The 16,766-nt window shown below is 73.0% G+C and carries 11 protein-coding genes; 9 read left to right on the top strand and 2 right to left on the bottom strand.

What is annotated here, in order from left to right:
* The first annotated feature begins 161 nt into the window (after positions 1 to 161).
* Positions 162 to 2,210 (top strand): NAD(+) synthase, encoded by a 2,049-nt coding sequence (locus tag ACIOC0_RS04115; protein ID WP_402152140.1) that lies wholly within the window; start codon positions 162 to 164, stop codon positions 2,208 to 2,210.
* A gap of 120 nt (positions 2,211 to 2,330) precedes the next feature.
* Here ACIOC0_RS04115 and ACIOC0_RS04110 read toward each other — a convergent pair whose 3' ends face one another.
* Positions 2,331 to 2,654 (bottom strand): trypco2 family protein, encoded by a 324-nt coding sequence (locus ACIOC0_RS04110; protein ID WP_356683699.1) that lies wholly within the window; start codon positions 2,652 to 2,654, stop codon positions 2,331 to 2,333.
* A gap of 73 nt (positions 2,655 to 2,727) precedes the next feature.
* On the opposite strand from ACIOC0_RS04110, the gene ACIOC0_RS04105 reads away from it, so the two are divergent.
* The 7 genes from ACIOC0_RS04105 to ACIOC0_RS04075 all read left to right on the top strand — a co-directional run bounded on the left by ACIOC0_RS04105 (position 2,728) and on the right by ACIOC0_RS04075 (position 13,685).
* A complete protein-coding gene (locus ACIOC0_RS04105; protein ID WP_402152137.1) occupies positions 2,728 to 4,440 on the top strand; it encodes a trypsin-like serine peptidase in 1,713 nt (570 codons plus the stop codon).
* A complete protein-coding gene (locus tag ACIOC0_RS04100) occupies positions 4,437 to 6,743 on the top strand; it encodes a tetratricopeptide repeat protein (protein WP_402152134.1) in 2,307 nt (768 codons plus the stop codon). The genes ACIOC0_RS04105 and ACIOC0_RS04100 overlap by 4 nt, the downstream gene beginning before the upstream one ends.
* 112 nt (positions 6,744 to 6,855) lie before the next feature.
* Positions 6,856 to 8,415: a VWA domain-containing protein gene (locus ACIOC0_RS04095; RefSeq protein WP_402152131.1), complete on the top strand. Its 1,560-nt coding sequence runs from the start codon at positions 6,856 to 6,858 to the stop codon at positions 8,413 to 8,415.
* On the top strand, positions 8,412 to 9,317 hold the full coding sequence (locus ACIOC0_RS04090) for a hypothetical protein (protein ID WP_402152128.1): 906 nt from the start codon (positions 8,412 to 8,414) through the stop codon (positions 9,315 to 9,317). The genes ACIOC0_RS04095 and ACIOC0_RS04090 overlap by 4 nt, the downstream gene beginning before the upstream one ends.
* Positions 9,314 to 10,534, top strand: coding sequence for an ABC transporter substrate-binding protein (locus ACIOC0_RS04085; RefSeq protein ID WP_402152125.1), 1,221 nt, complete (start codon positions 9,314 to 9,316; stop codon positions 10,532 to 10,534). The genes ACIOC0_RS04090 and ACIOC0_RS04085 overlap by 4 nt, the downstream gene beginning before the upstream one ends.
* A gap of 330 nt (positions 10,535 to 10,864) precedes the next feature.
* A complete protein-coding gene (locus ACIOC0_RS04080) occupies positions 10,865 to 12,523 on the top strand; it encodes a glycoside hydrolase 43 family protein (RefSeq protein ID WP_402152122.1) in 1,659 nt (552 codons plus the stop codon).
* 70 nt (positions 12,524 to 12,593) lie between these two features.
* Positions 12,594 to 13,685, top strand: coding sequence for an endo-1,4-beta-xylanase (locus ACIOC0_RS04075; RefSeq protein WP_402152120.1), 1,092 nt, complete (start codon positions 12,594 to 12,596; stop codon positions 13,683 to 13,685).
* Here the strand turns inward: ACIOC0_RS04075 and ACIOC0_RS04070 are convergent.
* Positions 13,637 to 13,855 (bottom strand): hypothetical protein, encoded by a 219-nt coding sequence (locus tag ACIOC0_RS04070; RefSeq protein ID WP_402152117.1) that lies wholly within the window; start codon positions 13,853 to 13,855, stop codon positions 13,637 to 13,639. The genes ACIOC0_RS04075 and ACIOC0_RS04070 overlap by 49 nt on opposite strands.
* A gap of 487 nt (positions 13,856 to 14,342) precedes the next feature.
* Between ACIOC0_RS04070 and ACIOC0_RS04065 the strand changes: the two genes are divergently transcribed.
* The gene (locus ACIOC0_RS04065; RefSeq protein WP_402153199.1) at positions 14,343 to 16,751 is read left to right on the top strand and encodes a SpoIIE family protein phosphatase; all 2,409 of its coding nucleotides are present in this window, start codon (positions 14,343 to 14,345) and stop codon (positions 16,749 to 16,751) included.
* Positions 16,752 to 16,766 lie beyond the last annotated feature (15 nt).

Here is a 16,766-nt window from a genome sequence, read left to right as displayed (position 1 = left end):
CACCACAGGGGTTACGCCGACCGCGTGACGACGACACCGCCGCCGCCGTCTAGGCTCGGCGCATGAAGATCGCCGTGAACCCCTCGGGCCGCCGCATCACACGCTGATCACAATGGGACCGGGACCTCCTTGAGAGAGCTGTGCCGGGAAAGGGAACTTGCATGAGCAACTTCGGGTCGATCTACGAACACGGCTTCGCGCGTGTCGCCGCGTGTACCGGCCACGCGGCCATCGCCGAGCCGAACGCCAACGCCGAGGCGGTCCTGCGGCAGGCACGCCGGTGCTCGGAGGAGGGGGTCGCGGTCGCCCTCTTCCCCGAGCTGGGCCTGTGCGGCTACTCGATCGAGGACCTGCTTCTCCAGGACGCCCTGCTCGACGAGGTCGAAGAAGCGCTCCTGGCGGTGGTGGCCGGCTCGGCGGACCTGCTGCCGGTGCTCGTGGTCGGCGCCCCGCTGCGTCACCGCCACCGGATCTACAACTGCGCGGTGATCGTGCACCGGGGCCGGATCCTCGGCGTCGCGCCCAAGTCGTACCTGCCGAACTACCGGGAGTTCTACGAGAAGCGCCAGATCGCCGCCGGCGACGACGAGCGCGGCGGGACGATCGTTCTCGGCGGCGCGAGCGTGCCGTTCGGCCCGGACCTGCTGTTCGCGGCCGAGGACGTCCCCGGTCTGGTGCTGCACGCGGAGATCTGCGAGGACATGTGGGTGCCGGTGCCGCCGAGCGCGGAGGCGGCGCTGGCCGGGGCGACCGTCCTGCTCAACCTGTCCGGCAGCCCGATCACCGTCGGGCGGGCCGAGGACCGCAAGCTGCTGTGCCGCTCGGCGTCCTCCCGCTGCCTCGCCGCGTACGTCTACGCGGCGGCCGGTCTGGGCGAGTCGACCACGGACCTGTCCTGGGACGGCCAGACCATGATCTACGAGAACGGCGTGCTGCTCGCCGAGACGGACCGTTTCCCGCAGGACGACCAGTGCGCGGTGGCCGACGTGGACCTCGACCTGTTGCGGCAGGAACGCCACCGGATGGGCACGTTCGACGACAACCGCCGGGTGCACGCCGCGCGCACCGGCGGCTTCCGACAGGTGCCGTTCCGCCTCGACGCCCCCAGGACGGACCTCGGGCTGCGCCGGCGGGTGGAGCGGTTCCCGTTCGTGCCGGCCGACCCCGAGCGTCTCGCGCAGGACTGCTACGAGGCGTACAACATCCAGGTCGCGGGGTTGCAGCAGCGGCTGGCGGCGATCGGCGGCCCGAAGGTCGTCATCGGCGTGTCGGGCGGTCTCGACTCCACGCACGCGCTGATCGTCGCCGCCCGGGCCATGGACCGCGCCGGACGACCCCGCAGCGACATCCTGGCTTTCACGCTGCCCGGTTTCGCCACCGGCGAGCACACCAAGGGCAACGCCCACAAGCTGATGCGCGCGCTGGGTGTGACCGCGGCGGAGCTGGACATCACGCCGACGGCCCGGCTGATGCTCAAGGAGATGGGCCACCCCTTCTCCTCGGGCGAGCCGGTGTACGACGTGACGTTCGAGAACGTGCAGGCCGGACTGCGCACCGACTACCTCTTCCGGCTGGCCAACCAGCGCGGCGGGATCGTGCTCGGCACCGGCGACCTGTCGGAGCTGGCGCTCGGCTGGTGCACGTACGGCGTCGGCGACCAGATGAGCCACTACAACGTCAACTCCGGTGTGCCGAAGACGCTGATCCAGCATCTGATCCGCTGGGTCGTGAGCAGCGGGCAGTTCGACGAGGAGACCAACGACACGCTGACGGCGATCCTCGACACCGAGATCAGCCCGGAGCTGGTGCCTGGCGAGGAGCTGCAGTCCACCGAGTCGAAGATCGGCCCGTACGCGCTGCACGACTTCACCCTCTTCCACGTGCTGCGCTACGGCTTCCGCCCGTCGAAGATCGGCTTCCTGGCCTGGCACGCGTGGCGGGAGAAGGACGCGGGCGCGTGGCCGCCCGGGTTCCCGGAGAACGAGCGGACGGCGTACGAGTTGCCGGAGATCTGGCACTGGCTGGAGTACTTCTGCCGCCGCTTCTTCGGCTTCGCCCAGTTCAAGCGCTCCGCCATGCCGAACGGCCCGAAGGTGTCGGCCGGCGGCTCCCTCTCCCCCCGGGGTGACTGGCGAGCTCCGTCCGACTCGACGGCCCGAACCTGGCTGAGGGATCTGGCGCGCTGGGATGTGCCGAAGGCGAGCGAGTAGCCGACCGGGGCGGGGGTCGGGGCCGGGGATCGGACCTGGCGACCGGGGCCGGGGTGGCGCCCCAGGCCGGGATCGGGAGGCCGGGGGCACGCCCCCTGGGCTCCCCTCCCCCCCTCACCGTCAGCCCCGCTGTGCGCTCGGCTCCCCCTGTCGGCTCACCGAGACCCGGCCGCCCGCCCGTGTCTCGGGTTTCAGGTCGACCTGGACCTGATGGGTCGTCTGACGGTCGATCGTCCCGCCGAGTTCGGCCGTCACGACGCCGATGTGGACGCCGCCGCGGCCCGTCCCGGACTGGTGGACCTGGACGGTGAACGTCAGGCTCACGTTCTCGACGGTGAAGCCGAGATCGCGGCCCTGCGCCTCGTCGCGGGCCCGCTCCAGTTCGCCCCTGATCTGGCTGATCACCTCGGTCAGCCCCACGAAGCCCGGCCCGTTCGTCAACATGCCTCCCCAGTAGACCTGTTGATCTCGTGTCGCCCCAGTATGCGCCAGGACCACCCGCTCGTATAGTCGTGCTATGACGGTCGACGGGGGAGTCGATGATGGTTCGTCAATCCGCACGCCTCTCTGGGCGGTTCGCATTCGGCGTGCGGACGGGGAGATCACCGGCACAGGAATCCTGCTGAGCCCCGATCGGGTGCTGACCTGCGCCCATGTGGCGAAGGACAGACACGCGCGATACACCGCGGAGTTCGTCGGCGCGGCGTCCGGTGGCGAGGTGCCCTCGGTGGGAGCCGGGGTCGACGAGGACGCCTATGTGCCCGGCCGGTGGGACGCCGACGGCGATCCCAGCGGCGATGTGGCGCTGCTGAGGCTCGACCGGCCCAGGCCGGATCACGAGACGACGCGCCTTCACCGGGTCGCCGCGTCCCACCGCGAGGTGCAGACGTACGGCTTCCCGGTCGGGCACAACGGTGGCATCTGGTTCGGGGCGACCGTCCTCGGCGCCTGCGGGCGGGACGGACAGGTCCAGTTGCGCCCGCTCACGGGCGGCGAGGTCGCCAGTCCGGGATGCAGCGGCTCCGGCGTGATGGACGTCCGGACCGGCAAGGTCATCGGGATGCTCCTCAGCAGCGTGCGGGACGAGCACGGAAACGGGTTCTCCTTCATGAGCCCGGCCGAGACCATCGTCCGCCACCTTCCTCAGCTCGCCGACCGGGTCGAGGGCAGGGAAGCGGTCGACGACCGTCTCAGGTCGACGCTCGAGGACGCGGCGCAGACCTTCGACCGGAAGTTCGCCCAGCGCCTCGCCCGCTGGCTCCGGGACGACGGCAGCCGCGTGAAGATCAGCGTCGTCCACGAGAACGACAAGGTGCGCGACGCCACCCTGCGCCGTGCCATCACCCTGGCCGACCGGGAGCTGCGCACCGCGGCGTCCGTCGACAGGGTCTCCGGCGACCCGCCCGACACGATTCCCTCGGCCGGCGACCACGATCTGGCCGTGGACGCGACAGGGCGCAGCTCCGCCGAGGTCGGGGAGCGGATCCTCAAGCGCATGGGCGTGTGGCAGCATCCGGCCGAGCCGGTGGACCAGCGGATCAGGGAGGCGGGCGACGTCCTCACCCTGGTCGTCGTCGGCGTCGACGAAGCCGAGGACCCGCCCGGCCTCCTGGAACTGCTGAAGACGCTGTACGCCGCCGGCAACCGGCTGCTGCTGGTGTTCCGCCACAACGGCGTCCTCTGCCGGCGGGCCCGGCGGGAACTGGTCGACGAACCGGAACCGCGGCCGGACGGCGACGCCGTGGCGCAGCTGAGGCACGTGACCGAATCGCTGGCCCAGGCCCTGAGCCGCCGCAGGGCGAGAGTTCTGGCGAAGGAGTCCGACGCCGTCAGCGGGTACCTGGTGCGGGCCTACCTGACACTGGCCGCCATCAGGGCGGGGAACGCGGCCACCCCGTGGGACCGCCCTCGGCTGGAACGCGCCCGGTACGAGCACCGCGCCACGGAGCTGGCCGGGCGGCTGACCGGCATCCTCGGCACGCTCGACCGTCTCAGCGACCTGCTGGACGAGCTGAACGGACGGATGCGCGCCTACCAGGTCCTGCACGCGACCTGCGCACGAGGCACGGAGGATGATGCGGACCTGGACGCCATCCGGCTCCACGCGCAGACGCTGCTCCGGGCCAGGCCCTGCGACGTCCGGGCCGCCGAGGCCGCCGTGGCGGAGTACATCGGCGCTGTCGAGCGTGCGATCGCGCGCGGACGGCAGGGGGGTGCGTCGGCGTCATGACGGTCCCGACGACCTCCCGCACGCCGTGCCCGAGACCCGGGTGCGCCGGCGGCCGCATCATGGTGACCGGCTTCTGCGACAGCTGCCACCGGCGGCCCCCCGCCCCCGGCCTGCCCGAGCGGCCCGTCGTGGAACCCGCCGAGCCCGCGCACCGGGCCGCGGGGCCGGCCGCCGTCGAACTCGACAACGACGGTCTCCTCGTCCTCCCGGACATCCCCATACCCGACGCCACGGATGCCGTCACCACCACCGCGACCCCGCCCTCCGACGGCCGGCGCTGCGGCGTCGACAACTGCTCCGGCACCATCGGGCTCGCGTATCCGGGAGGTCCCGCCCTCGCCCACGGCTACTGCCCCCGGTGCGGCCGGGAGTACTCCTTCGAGCCGAGGCTGAAACCCGGCGACCACGTCGGCGGCCACTACCGGGTGCTCGGCTACCTCGCGGCGGGCGGCCTCGGCTGGGTCTACCTGGCGGAGGACACCCGGGTGCCCGGCCTCCACGTCGTCCTCAAGGGACTGATCAACACCGGTGACGCGATCGCCCGCCGGTCGGCCGTGGAGGAGCGCCGCTCGCTGACCACGCTCCACCACCGGGACATCGTGCGCATCGTCACGTATGTGCAGCACCGGTCGCCCGGCGAGCCGGAGCCCACCGGATACATCGTGATGGAGTACGTCGGCGGACGGTCGCTCGACTGGATCCGGCGCGCCGGCGAGGGGGAGCTGACGCGTCTGTTCGGTGGCGCCTTCAGCATCGGCCATGTGATCACCTACGGCTGCAAGATCCTCGGCGCGCTCCAGTACCTGCACCAACAGGGGCTGTTGTACTGCGACATGAAGCCCGACAACGTCATCCACTACGGGCGCGACATCAAGGTCATCGACCTCGGGGCCATCCGCCGTGCCGACGACCGCTCCTCCGCTCTGGTCTGCACGGTCAACTACGCGCCGCCGAAGCGGGAACGCGACCGGCGGGGCTTCCACGTCGACAGCGACCTGTTCACCGTCGGCCGCACCCTGGCCACCCTCGCCACCCGCGTCGAGCCGGCCACCGGGCAGGCGGCCCGCTCCTTCGCGGCGCTGATCGCACGGGCCACCCACACGGACCCGGAGGCCCGGTTCGCCTCCGCGGCGGAGATGTCCCGCCAGCTGTGGGAGGTGCTGCGCGAGCACCTGGCGCTCAGCGGACACGAGCCGTACCCGGAGCGCTCCACCCGGTTCGAGCCGACGGCGGCGGTGTTCGGCGCGGCGCTCGGCACGGTGGCCTCGCTGGACCACTGGACCGAGCGCGCCGACGGCGTGACGCCGGAGCTGCCCATCGGCGCGCCCGCTCCCGCGGACACCGCGAAGGCCCTGCCCCGGCCGGTCCCCGACCCGCACGACGCCGCCGCCCTGCTGCTCGGCCTGGTGTCCGGCGATCCGCAGCGGATCGCGGAACGGGCCGTCCGGGACTCGTCGTTGGCCACGGTGGAGACCTCGCTGTGGCTGTGCCGCGCCTACCTCGACGCCGGGGACGCCGAACAGGCCGCACAGTGGCTCGACCGGGCCCGCGAGCGCAGCGGCGCGTACGACTGGCGGATCTCCTGGCACCGGGGCCTGACCTTGCTGACGGCACATCAGGTCGAGCGTGCGGAGAGGGAGTTCGAATCCACCTACGCCGCACTGCCCGGGGAGTCGGCGCCGAAGCTGGCCCTGGGCTACTGCGCCGAGTCCCGGGGTGCGGCGGAGGATCAGACCGAGGCCTACTACGAGGCGGTCTGGCGGCGGGACCGGACGCAGGGCAGCGCGGCGTTCGGGCTGGCCCGGCTGCATCTGCGCCGGGGCGAGCGGGCGCGTGCCGTCGCGGTGCTCGACGAGGTGCCGACGACGTCACGGCACTACGACACCGCGCGCATCGCGGCGATCAGGGTGCTCACCGGCCGGCTGGGCGGCGCCGGCCCCACGGTGGAGCAACTGGCCGACGCAGACCACAGGTTGGCGCTGCTCGGGAGGTCCGGGCATCACCTCGTCGGCAGCGGGGCGTGGGACCGGCTGGTCACCGAGGTGCGCGAGCACGCGTGGGCCGGCCGCCCGCCCGAGGGCTGGGGGCCCGGTTTCCCGGCCGGCGAACGGTTCGGACGGACGGACACGCCGAGCGCGCTGAGCACTCTGCTGTCCCGCTCGCTGAAACGGCTCGCGGACCAGGCCGGCAGCGCCTCCGAGCGCGGCGACCTGCTCGACCGGGCGTACGCGGTCCTCCCCCCGGCGGCGGGCTGGCGGGAGCTGCTGCGGGGGTGGCGACACGCGCTGCGCGAACGCGCCTGACCCGCCCGGCCGCCGCCGGGCGGAGGGAACGCTCAAGGCCGGCGAACGAGAACGCGCACGAGGACGAGCACCGAGGACACAGGGACGCACACGGGACACGGGGGTCGCATCCGTGAACGAAGACGCACAGGTGAACCGGGACACCGACGCCGGCACGTCGTCGGGTGCCCACGAGGACGCCGACGGCGTACGTGCGAAGGGCGGCGGTCCGGCCGGGAACGCGACGGTCGTCCTCGACGTCAGTCAGTGGAAGTACCTGTCCGCCGAGTCTCCCGACCCGCAGATGCACGCCATTCTGAGCGTCGAGGCGCACGGCACGCGGAGCGGCGGCGGTGCGCGCCCCGCGCTCGCGCAGGTCCTGGTCCTGGACTGCTCCGGTTCGATGGGCTACCCGCAGGAGAAGCTGCGGGCGGCCCACCAGGCGGCGGTGGCGGCGCTGCGCATGCTGCCGGACGGCACCCCTTTCGCGGTGGTCCAGGGCACCCGGTCGGCGGACATGATCTATCCGGCGGCCCCGGCAATGGTCCGGGCGGACCCACGGCAGCGCGCGGCGGCGGAGGCGGCCGTGCACCGGCTCGTCGCGGGAGGCGGCACCTGCTTCGGCAGCTGGCTCGACCTGGCCCGACGGCTGCTGGCGCGGGCCGACGCCCCGATCGGACATGTCCTGCTGGTCACGGACGGCAAGAACCAGCACGACGGGGCGATGCCCCTGACGGAGGTGCTGGAGGCCTGCGCCGGACGGTTCGTGTGCGATGCCTGGGGCATCGGCGACGGCTGGGACGCCCGTGAACTCCTGCGGATCACCGGCCGGTTGCACGGGCAGGCCTCCGCGGTGCGGGAGGCGGCGGAGCTGCCCCACGCGTACGAACGGCTGATGCGCCGTCTGCTCGTGAAGAGCGTCCCCGAGGTGGTCGTCTCGGTGCGGCCCGTGCCGGGGGCGAAGGTGCGCTATCTCAAGCAGGTCTTTCCGACCCGGACCGACCTCGCCCCCGTCGGCGCCGGCCCGGACGGGACGCTGCGGTTCGTCACCCGGGCGTGGGGCGACGAGGCCCGCCGCTACCACCTGTGTCTCGCCGCCGACCCGGTGGGGCGGCCCCGCGGGGAGGATCTGCAGCTCGCGGTGGTGTCCGTCGACGTGCCCGGGGGCGACGGCGTGGAGGTGACGCCGCCGCTGCCGTGCGTGGTGCACTGGACCGACGACGCGGCGCTGTCCGGGCACAGCGACGTCCACGTCGAGCACTTCGAACTGCATCGCATGGTCGCCGATGCCGTCCGGGCCGCCACCGACGCCCACCGCGGCGGCCTGCGCGAGGCGGCGGAGCGGCACCTGGGCACGGCCGTGCGGCTCGCCCGCCGCATCGGACCCGGTGAGCCGCTGGACTGGCTGGAACCTCTCGTGGACCTCGACGGCGTCGAGGAGGGGCGGGTCAGGCTCCGTCCCGGAGTGGCGGCCATCGACTTCGAGCATGCGCTCATTGGAAGCGCGCGCAGTACGTACACCCCCGGGCCGGCCGACGGGTCGGCGCCCGCCTGCAGCGCGATCTCCACCGACGACGTGCGGGACGCCGTGCCCGCCACGGCCCCGGCGAACTGCCCGAACTGCGGTGAGCGCACGGACGCCACGGGGAACTTCTGCACATCGTGCAGCGCGGCTCTGCGGAGGCGGCCGTGAGCACCACACGGCGGGATCTGGTGCGGCGGCTGTGGCTGCTGCTGTCCCTCGGGGCCGTGACCACCCTCGTCCTGTTCGGCTCCTACCGGGGCGTCCACGACGACACGGTGCCGCTGGCGTCGTCCAGCACGCCGGGGATCCTGGCCGTGGACACCGCGAAGAACGCGCTGCGACGAGCGCACGCGGCCGTCGACGGAAGCGGGCCGGCGGGTGACACGACGGGTGAGTTCCACACCCAGATCTCGGTCGCCCACCAGAGCATCGCCGTCGCGGCGTCGGAGGACGTCACCGGGCTGGCGGACCGTCACACGCTGCAGACCGTCACCGGGCTGATCACCGTGTACTCGTCCTGGGTGGAGCGGGCCGGCCGGGAGGCGGACCCGTCGCTGCGCGGAGCCTATCTGGACTACGCGCGGCAGGGCCGGGACGACATCGTCGAGCGCCTCGACGAGCTGCGGGCCCAGCAGTTGGCGGTCGCCCGGAGGCAGGCGTCGTTCCCCTGGCCGCTGTGGCTGGGCTGGGGCGCCGTCGCGGTGCTGAGCCTCGCCTGGTGTGCGGCGCTGGTGGAGGCGCAGTGGTACGCGCGGCGGCGGTTCCGCGACGCCGTGCACCCTCCGCTGCTCGCGGCGACCGTGCTGTGCGCGGGCGGGGTGGCGACGCTCGGCTGGTTCACCGTGCGGGCGCACTCGGCGATGGCCGATTCGGTGGCCGAGCTGCGCACGCCCCGGCCGGCGCCGGAGATCCCGCAGGCCGGTGCGGACGTGCGGCGCAATCTCGCCGACGCGGGCCTGTGGGCGTCGCTGTCCGAATGGGTGCTGGTCGCAGGGGTGGCGCTGATGGCGTTGACGGTGGCCGGGCTGTGGCCGCGTATCGCCGAGTACCGGTTCAGGGGGCCGCGATGAGCCACCCGCGACGCCGGCCGCTCGTCGTCCTGGTCCTCTGCCTGACGCTGCTCGCGGCGGGCGTGGTGGCGGGGGTGCGCTGGGCCCGGGAGTGGACGGGGTCGGTCACCGTACTGGCCAACTGGAGCGGCGACGAGCGGGCGCAGTTCGAGTCGGCCGTGAAGCGGTTCGAGGAGCAGTACCACATCGACGTCGTCTACCAGGGCAGCTCCGCACTGAGCCAGGTGCTGGCCGCCGATCTCGCGGCCGGCACGCAGCCCGACGTGGCGGTGCTGCCCGGACCGGGCGAGCTGGTGGCGTACGCGGCCGAGGGGCGGCTCGTCCCGCTGGACGGCCTGTTCGAGGCCGGGGCCTACGACCGGGTCTGGATGCCGAAGGTGGCCGGCGCGGACGGCCGGGAGCGCACGTACTGGCTGCCCGTGAAGACCGGGCTGAAGAGCATGGTGTGGCACGCGGGGGACGTGCAGCGGGGCGGGCTCACCGCTCTGGCCGGCGATCCCGACGGCTGGTGTCTGGCCATGGCGTCCGGCGCGACCTCCGGCTGGCCGGGCACCGACTGGGTGGAGGACATCCTGCTGCAGCAGGCCGGCCCGCAGGTCTACGCGCAGTGGGCGAGCGGCGGCCTGGCGTGGACGGACCCCCGGGTGCGGAGGGCGTGGCGGACCTGGGGGGAGATGGTGGGCGCGGGCTCCAGGGGTCGTGTCGAGCGAGTGCTGGAGGGCGAGTACGGCGGGGACTGCCCCCGGCAGAGTCTGGAGCACCAGGGCTCGTTCCGCGACGCCCACTGGAAGCGCGTCGCCGGTGACTTCGTCCACTCCGCCGAGGTGATCCCCGGCGCCCGCCCGGACTCCGCCCAGTGGGAGGTCTCGGGCGACCTGGCGACGATGCTGAACGCGACCGACGAGGCCCGCAAGCTGATCCGGTTCCTGGCCGACCCCGGCACCGAACTGCCCGACTACACGGCCAACCGGAAGGCCGCCGCGCCGGACGGCCACGGGGACCCGGTGAAGCGGAAGATCGGCGCGATCCTGCGCGGCTCGCAGCAGCGGCTGTGCTGGGACGCCTCGGACACCATGCCCCCGGTGCTGCGCAACGCCTTCCACCAGGCGGTGCTGCGCTTCCTCGTCGCCCCGGAGGGGCTTGAGGCCCAACTGCGGTCTCTGCAGGCGCTGAACGACGGCCGCCGCCCGACGCTTCCGGTGTGCGGGGCCGGCTGAGCGGCGTCGAGCAGGGCCGCACCGCGCTCAGCCACGACGACGTCCGAGGCGTGAGGCCCCGGTCCGGGCTTTCGCGCGGGCAGGCACCGAAAACTTGCGGCGTTCACATCGAATGCTGCGAGAGATATTGACGCCGCGTCAGGCTTTCCTATCATCCAAGGCGTTCAGAGGAACAATCGGTGTTCGAAATACTGAACATCGGCACTGTGCACGAGGCTCCGACCAGGCCCCGCAGCATCCGCAGCCCCTCCCTCAAAACACGTCGCCCTCGCCTGGCCGCGGCCCGCCCGCCCCCTCGGCAGTCCAGTTTCCGGAAGGTCGGCGATCGTTATGGCATGGACAAATCACACAATCGGTCGCCGTGCGGCCCTCGCCGGCACCGCCGGCCTGGCCGCCGGCGCCCTGTTGCCTCCCGGCATCGCGAGCGGCGCCCCCGGCGGCCCCCTGCCCGCGGCCCCGCCGGGACCCACGGCGGGCGCGGCAGCGGCGTCCTTCGCCAACCCGGTGATCTGGCAGGACTTCGCGGACATCGACGTCATCCGCGTCGGCAGCACCTACTACCTCTCCGCCTCCACGATGCACTACTCCCCCGGCGCGCCGGTCCTGCGCTCGTACGACCTGGTGAACTGGGAGATCGCCGGCCACTCGGTGCCCGTCCTCGACTTCGGCTCCAAGTACGACCTGAACGGCGGGCGCGGCTACGTCCGGGGCATCTGGGCCTCGTCGCTGGCGTACCGCCCGAGCAACAGGACGTTCTACTGGCTGGGCCAGATCGACTTCGCCCGGACCTACATCTACACCGCGACCGCCGCCGAGGGCCCCTGGACCCGGCACGCGATGCTCGGCACCGCCTACTACGACGCGGGCCTGCTGGTGGACGACGACGACACGATGTACGTCTCCTACGGCAACAGCACCATCAGCGTGGCCCAGCTCTCCGCCGACGGCCGCAGCCAGGTGCGGTCGCAGCAGGTGTTCACCACGCCGTCCAGCGTCGGCACCCTGGAGGGCTCCCGCTTCTACAAGATCAATGGCAGCTACTACATCTTCCTGACCCGCCCCGCCAACGGCCAGTACATCCTGCGGTCGACCAGCGGCCCCTTCGGCCCGTACACGATGCGGCAGGTCCTGCTGAACCTGCCCGGGCCGATCCCCGGCGGGGGCGTCCCGCACCAGGGCGGGCTGGTGCGGACGCAGGGCGGAGCCTGGTACTACATGGCCTTCGTCGACGCCTACCCGGGCGGCCGGATGCCCGCGCTGGCGCCGGTCACCTGGACCTCGGACGGCTGGCCCGCCCTCCAGCTCGTGAACGGCGCCTGGGGCGCGTCCTACCCCGCCCCGGCCGTGCCGGCGCCGCCCCGCCAGGTCACTCCCCTGACCGGCGTCGACACCTTCGACGGGACGGCCCTCAAGCCGAGGTGGGAGTGGAACCACAACCCGGACAACGGCAAGTGGTCCGTGAACAACGGCCTGACCCTGCGCACCGCCACCGTCACCGACGACCTGTACTGGGCCCGCAACACCCTCACCCACCGCATCCAGGGACCCACGTCCACCGCGACGGTCCAGCTCGACCACTCGGCGATGCTGGACGGCGACCGGGCCGGCCTCGCCCTGCTCCGGGACTCCTCGGCGTGGATCGGGCTCAAGCGCGCCGGGGGCACGACCCGGCTGGTCATGGTGGACGGGCTGGCCATGGACGGCAATTGGAACACCACCGGCAAGGGGACCGAGCGGGCGAGCGTCAACGTGCAGGGCGGCGGCCGCATATGGCTGCGGGCGACCGCCGACATCCGCCCCGGCTCCTCCCGGCCCGGGACCTTCTCCTACAGCACCGACGGCGTCAACTTCACCCGCCTGGGCCCCGCTTTCACGATGGGCAACGACTGGCGCTTCTTCATGGGCTACCGGTTCGCCCTCTTCAACCACGCGACGCAGGCGCTCGGCGGCTCGGTCCGCGTGACGCGGTTCGAGCTGTCCACGCCCTGAGCGCCGCGCAAGTCACCGACTTCCACCCGCACGCCAACCTCCACCCGCACTCGACCGTACGAGGAGAGACATGGATCCCTTCGAGCCCGCACGGCGACCAGCCCGGCGCCGCACACCTGCGTCAGTCGTACTCGTCGCCTCGGCACTGCTGGCCACCGGGACGGCGGCCCTCACACCAGCGGCGGCACAGGCGGCCCCGGCCCGGTCCGCCGCGGCGGACGCCGCGCCCGCCGTCAAGGCGAGCACCCTGGGGGCCCAGGCGGCCCAGACGGGGCGCTACTTCGGGACGGCGGTGGCCGCCGGGAAGCTCGGCATCGGGCAGTACACCGGCATCCTCGACCGCGAGTTCAACTCCGTCACCCCGGAGAACGAGCTGAAGTGGGACGCCACGGAACGCTCCCGCGGCTCGTTCAGCTTCGGCCCCGCCGACCAGATCGTCAACCGCGCCCTCGGACGCGGTCAGCGCGTACGCGGCCACACGCTCGTCTGGCACTCCCAACTGCCGGGCTGGGTCGGCGGCATCAACGACGCGGGCACCCTGCGCAGCGTGATGAACAACCACATCAACACGGTGATGTCCCGCTACCGGGGCAAGCTGTACGCCTGGGACGTGGTCAACGAGGCGTTCGCCGACGGCGGCAGCGGCCAGCTGCGCGACTCGGTCTTCCGCAGGGTGCTGGGCACCGGGTTCGTCGAGGAGGCGTTCCGCGCCGCCCGCTCGGCCGACCCGTCGGTCAAGCTCTGCTACAACGACTACAACATCGAGAACTGGAGCGACGCCAAGACCCAGGGCGTCTACCGCATGGTGCGCGACTTCAAGGCGCGCGGCGTCCCCATCGACTGCGTCGGCTTCCAGGCCCACTTCGGCACGGGCGGGCCGCCGGCGAGCTTCCAGACGACGCTGTCCAGCTTCGCCGCGCTCGGCGTCGACGTGCAGATCACCGAACTCGACATCGCCCAGGCGCCGTCGGGCGCCTACGCGAACAGCGTGCGGGCGTGTCTGAACGTGCCCCGCTGCACCGGCGTCACCGTGTGGGGCATCCGGGACAGCGACTCCTGGCGGACGGGCCAGAACCCGCTGCTGTTCGACAACAACGGCAACAAGAAGGCCGCCTACCAGGCCGTCCTGACGGCGATGGGCGGCTCCGCCGTCCGCCGGTAGAGCCCGTCCTCACGGGTCCCGCCGACGGGCGGGGCCCGCGTGGCTTTCTCCCGCCGCCGCGCGGTCAGCCCCCGACCGTCGGTGAAGCCGCGGCGCTCCAGTCTGCCGAGCGTCTTGCTCACGCCCGCGCGGGACAGGCCGAAGCGCTGGGCGAGGCGGCTGGCGATCACCGGATCCGGTGCCGTGCCGCAGGGCGACGAGCATGTCGACCTCCGGGGCGGTGAGCGGGGCGCCCGCGTGGAGCGGCTCGACGGCACGGTCGAGCAGGCGGGTGGCACGCTTGAGCAGGCCGATCACCTTCATGGGGGACGTCCAGAACGGGGTTGCGCTCGGCCCGGCGGGTACGGACCCCGCCGGGCGGGGCGGGGAGGGAGGGCATGCGGCTCGCCTTCTCACGGGCGAGCCCTCGGACGGCTGAAGCGCGCCCCCGCCGCGCCCCGGGGGCCGGGCCGGTTGAGCGGTGTGCGGTGCGGCGGGATGCTGGAAGCAATGGCCCGTGCGGTGCCGTGCGGCGGGACGCCGACGGCGGTGCCCCTGACGCGGTGCGGCGCGCGCGGGTCACTGCGGCGACGGGTGGATCGTATGGACCCTGTGGATCCCAAGATCCCTGCGGGCGACCCCGTGGAAGCTCCGGGGTCGGTGGACGGCGCGTCCGGTATGACCGCGACCGCCGGGGACCCGGTCGTGCCCGCCGACTTCGCGGTCGTCGTCGACGTGGCGGCACGGGTCATGGTGTGGAGCACCGGGGCCGAGTCCCTGCTGGGCTTCGCGGCCCGCGAGGCCGTGGGCAGGCCCGTCGCCGAACTGCTCGCCGCCGACCTGCCCCTCTCCACCCGCAGCCACATCGCGGGCGGTGAGCCGTGGACGAGCGAGGTCTCGTTGCGCTGCCGGGACGGCGACCGCATCACGGTGCAGCTGAGCGGCACACCGCTGACGGACGCCGGCCCGAGGCCCCTGTGGCTCGTCACCGGTGCGCCCGTGACCTACCCGGCCGGGCCGGGCGACGAGGGCGCGGCACTGCTGTGGGAGCGGGCGCTCGCGCAGCTGCCGCTGCCCGTGGCCGTCTACGACCATGAGGCGCGGTTCGTCGCCTGCAACCAGATGATGAGCCGGGCGATGGGCCTGACGCAGGAGGAGATGCGGGGCCGCACCCTGCGGGAGATCCAGCCGTCCCACAGCGAGACCGACCGTCTCCAGCGGCAGGTCCTGCGCACCGGTGAGGCCGTCTACCGTGAGGAGCAGCCCGGCCGGGCCCTCGGCGAGGTCCACGACCACGCCTGGTCGCTGTTCCTCACCCCCGTGAAGGACGAGAACGGCACGGTACGCGGTCTGTCGGCGCTGGTCGTCGACACCACCGAGCATTACTGGTCCCGGCGTCGCCTGGAGGTGCTGAACGACGCCAGCCTGAGCATCGGCAGGACCCTCGACGTCACCCGGACCGCCGAGGAACTGGCCGAGGTGGCCGTCACCGGGTTCGCCGACTTCGTCACCGTCGACCTGCTGGAGTCCGTCGTCCGCGGGGACGAGCCGGAGCCGCTGTCGCCCGGCGCGCCCGTCACCTTCCGCCGCTCCGCGCAGAACTCGGTGCTGCCCGGCTGCCCGGAGGCCGTGCTCCCGGTGGAGGGAACGGGCATTTATCCACCGGACTCCCCGCCGGCCCGGGCACTGCTCAGCGGACAGGGCACCCGCCACCGGGTCGGCGACCCGGCGCTGCGCTCGTGGCTGTCGAGCTCCCCGGACCGTGCCGCCAGCGCGCGACGGCACGCGATGCACTCGATCCTGCTGGTGCCGCTGCGCGCCCGCGGGGTCACCCTGGGCCTGGTCCACCTGGTGCGGCACCGCACACCGGAGGCCTTCGGCGACGACGATCTGCTGCTCGCCGAGGAGATCGCGGCGCGGGCGGCCGTGAGCGTCGACAACGCCCGCCGCTACACCCACCAGCGCCGGACCGCACTGGCGCTCCAGCGCAGCCTGCTGCCCGAGCGGCTGCCGTCCCTGGCGGCGGTGGACGTCGCCTACCGCTATCTGCCGGCCGGTTCCGCGAGCGGCGTCGGCGGCGACTGGTTCGACGCGATCTCCCTGTCCGGGGGGCGGGTCGCGCTGGTGGTGGGTGATGTGGTGGGCCACGGCATCCACGCCTCGGCCACGATGGGCCGGCTGCGCACCGCCGTCCACACGCTCGCCGACGTCGACCTCGCCCCGGACGAGCTGCTCACCCACCTCGACGACCTCGTCATCCGCCTGGACAGGGAGGAGGGGCCGGACGCGCGGGAGCGGACCGAGGAGGGCTCGAGCGAGGTCGGCGCCACCTGCCTGTACGCCGTCTACGACCCGGTGTTCCGCCGGTGCCAGTTGGCCCGGGCCGGACATCCGCCGCCCGCGCTGGTGACCCCAGAGGGAGACGTACGGTTCCTGGACGTGCCCGCGGGGCCGCCGCTGGGCCTCGGCGGCCTGCCGTTCGAGGCCGTCGAGGTCGACCTGGAGGAGGGCAGCCTGCTCGCCCTGTACACCGACGGTCTGATCGAGGCCGCCGAGCGGGACATCGACGTCGGACTCGGGCTGCTGCGGGACGCGTTGAGCTGCACGGGGCACGACCTGGACGAGAACTGCGACCGGGTGGTGCGCAAGGTGATGCCCGCCGCTCCCGCCGACGACGTCGTGCTGATCCTGGCCCGCACGCGGGCGCTCGGCGCCGACCAGGTGCACACATGGCGGCTGCCCTCGGAGCCGGCGGCCGTCGCCGGGGCCCGCCGGATGGCGACCGACCAGCTGGCCGCCTGGGGGTTGGACGAGCCGGCCTTCGCCACCGAACTGATCGTCAGCGAGCTGGTCACCAACGCCATCCGCTACGGCCACGACCCGATCCAGTTGCGCCTCATCCGGGGCGACGCGCTCATCTGCGAGGTCTCGGACGGCAGCAGCACCGCCCCGCACCTGCGCCGCGCCCGCACCTTCGACGAGGGCGGACGCGGACTGCTCCTCGTAGCCCAACTGGCCGAGCGCTGGGGCAGCCGCCAGACCCCGACGGGCAAGACGATCTGGGCGGAACTTCCCTTGCCGGGATGAGGCGGCGCTGTGACA

The sequence above is a fragment of the Streptomyces sp. NPDC088254 genome (genome assembly GCF_044740925.1).
Taxonomy (GTDB): Bacteria; Actinomycetota; Actinomycetes; order Streptomycetales; family Streptomycetaceae; genus Streptomyces.
The sequence above is the reverse complement of the archived record's forward strand: the minus strand, read 5'-3'. Positions and strand labels throughout refer to the sequence as shown.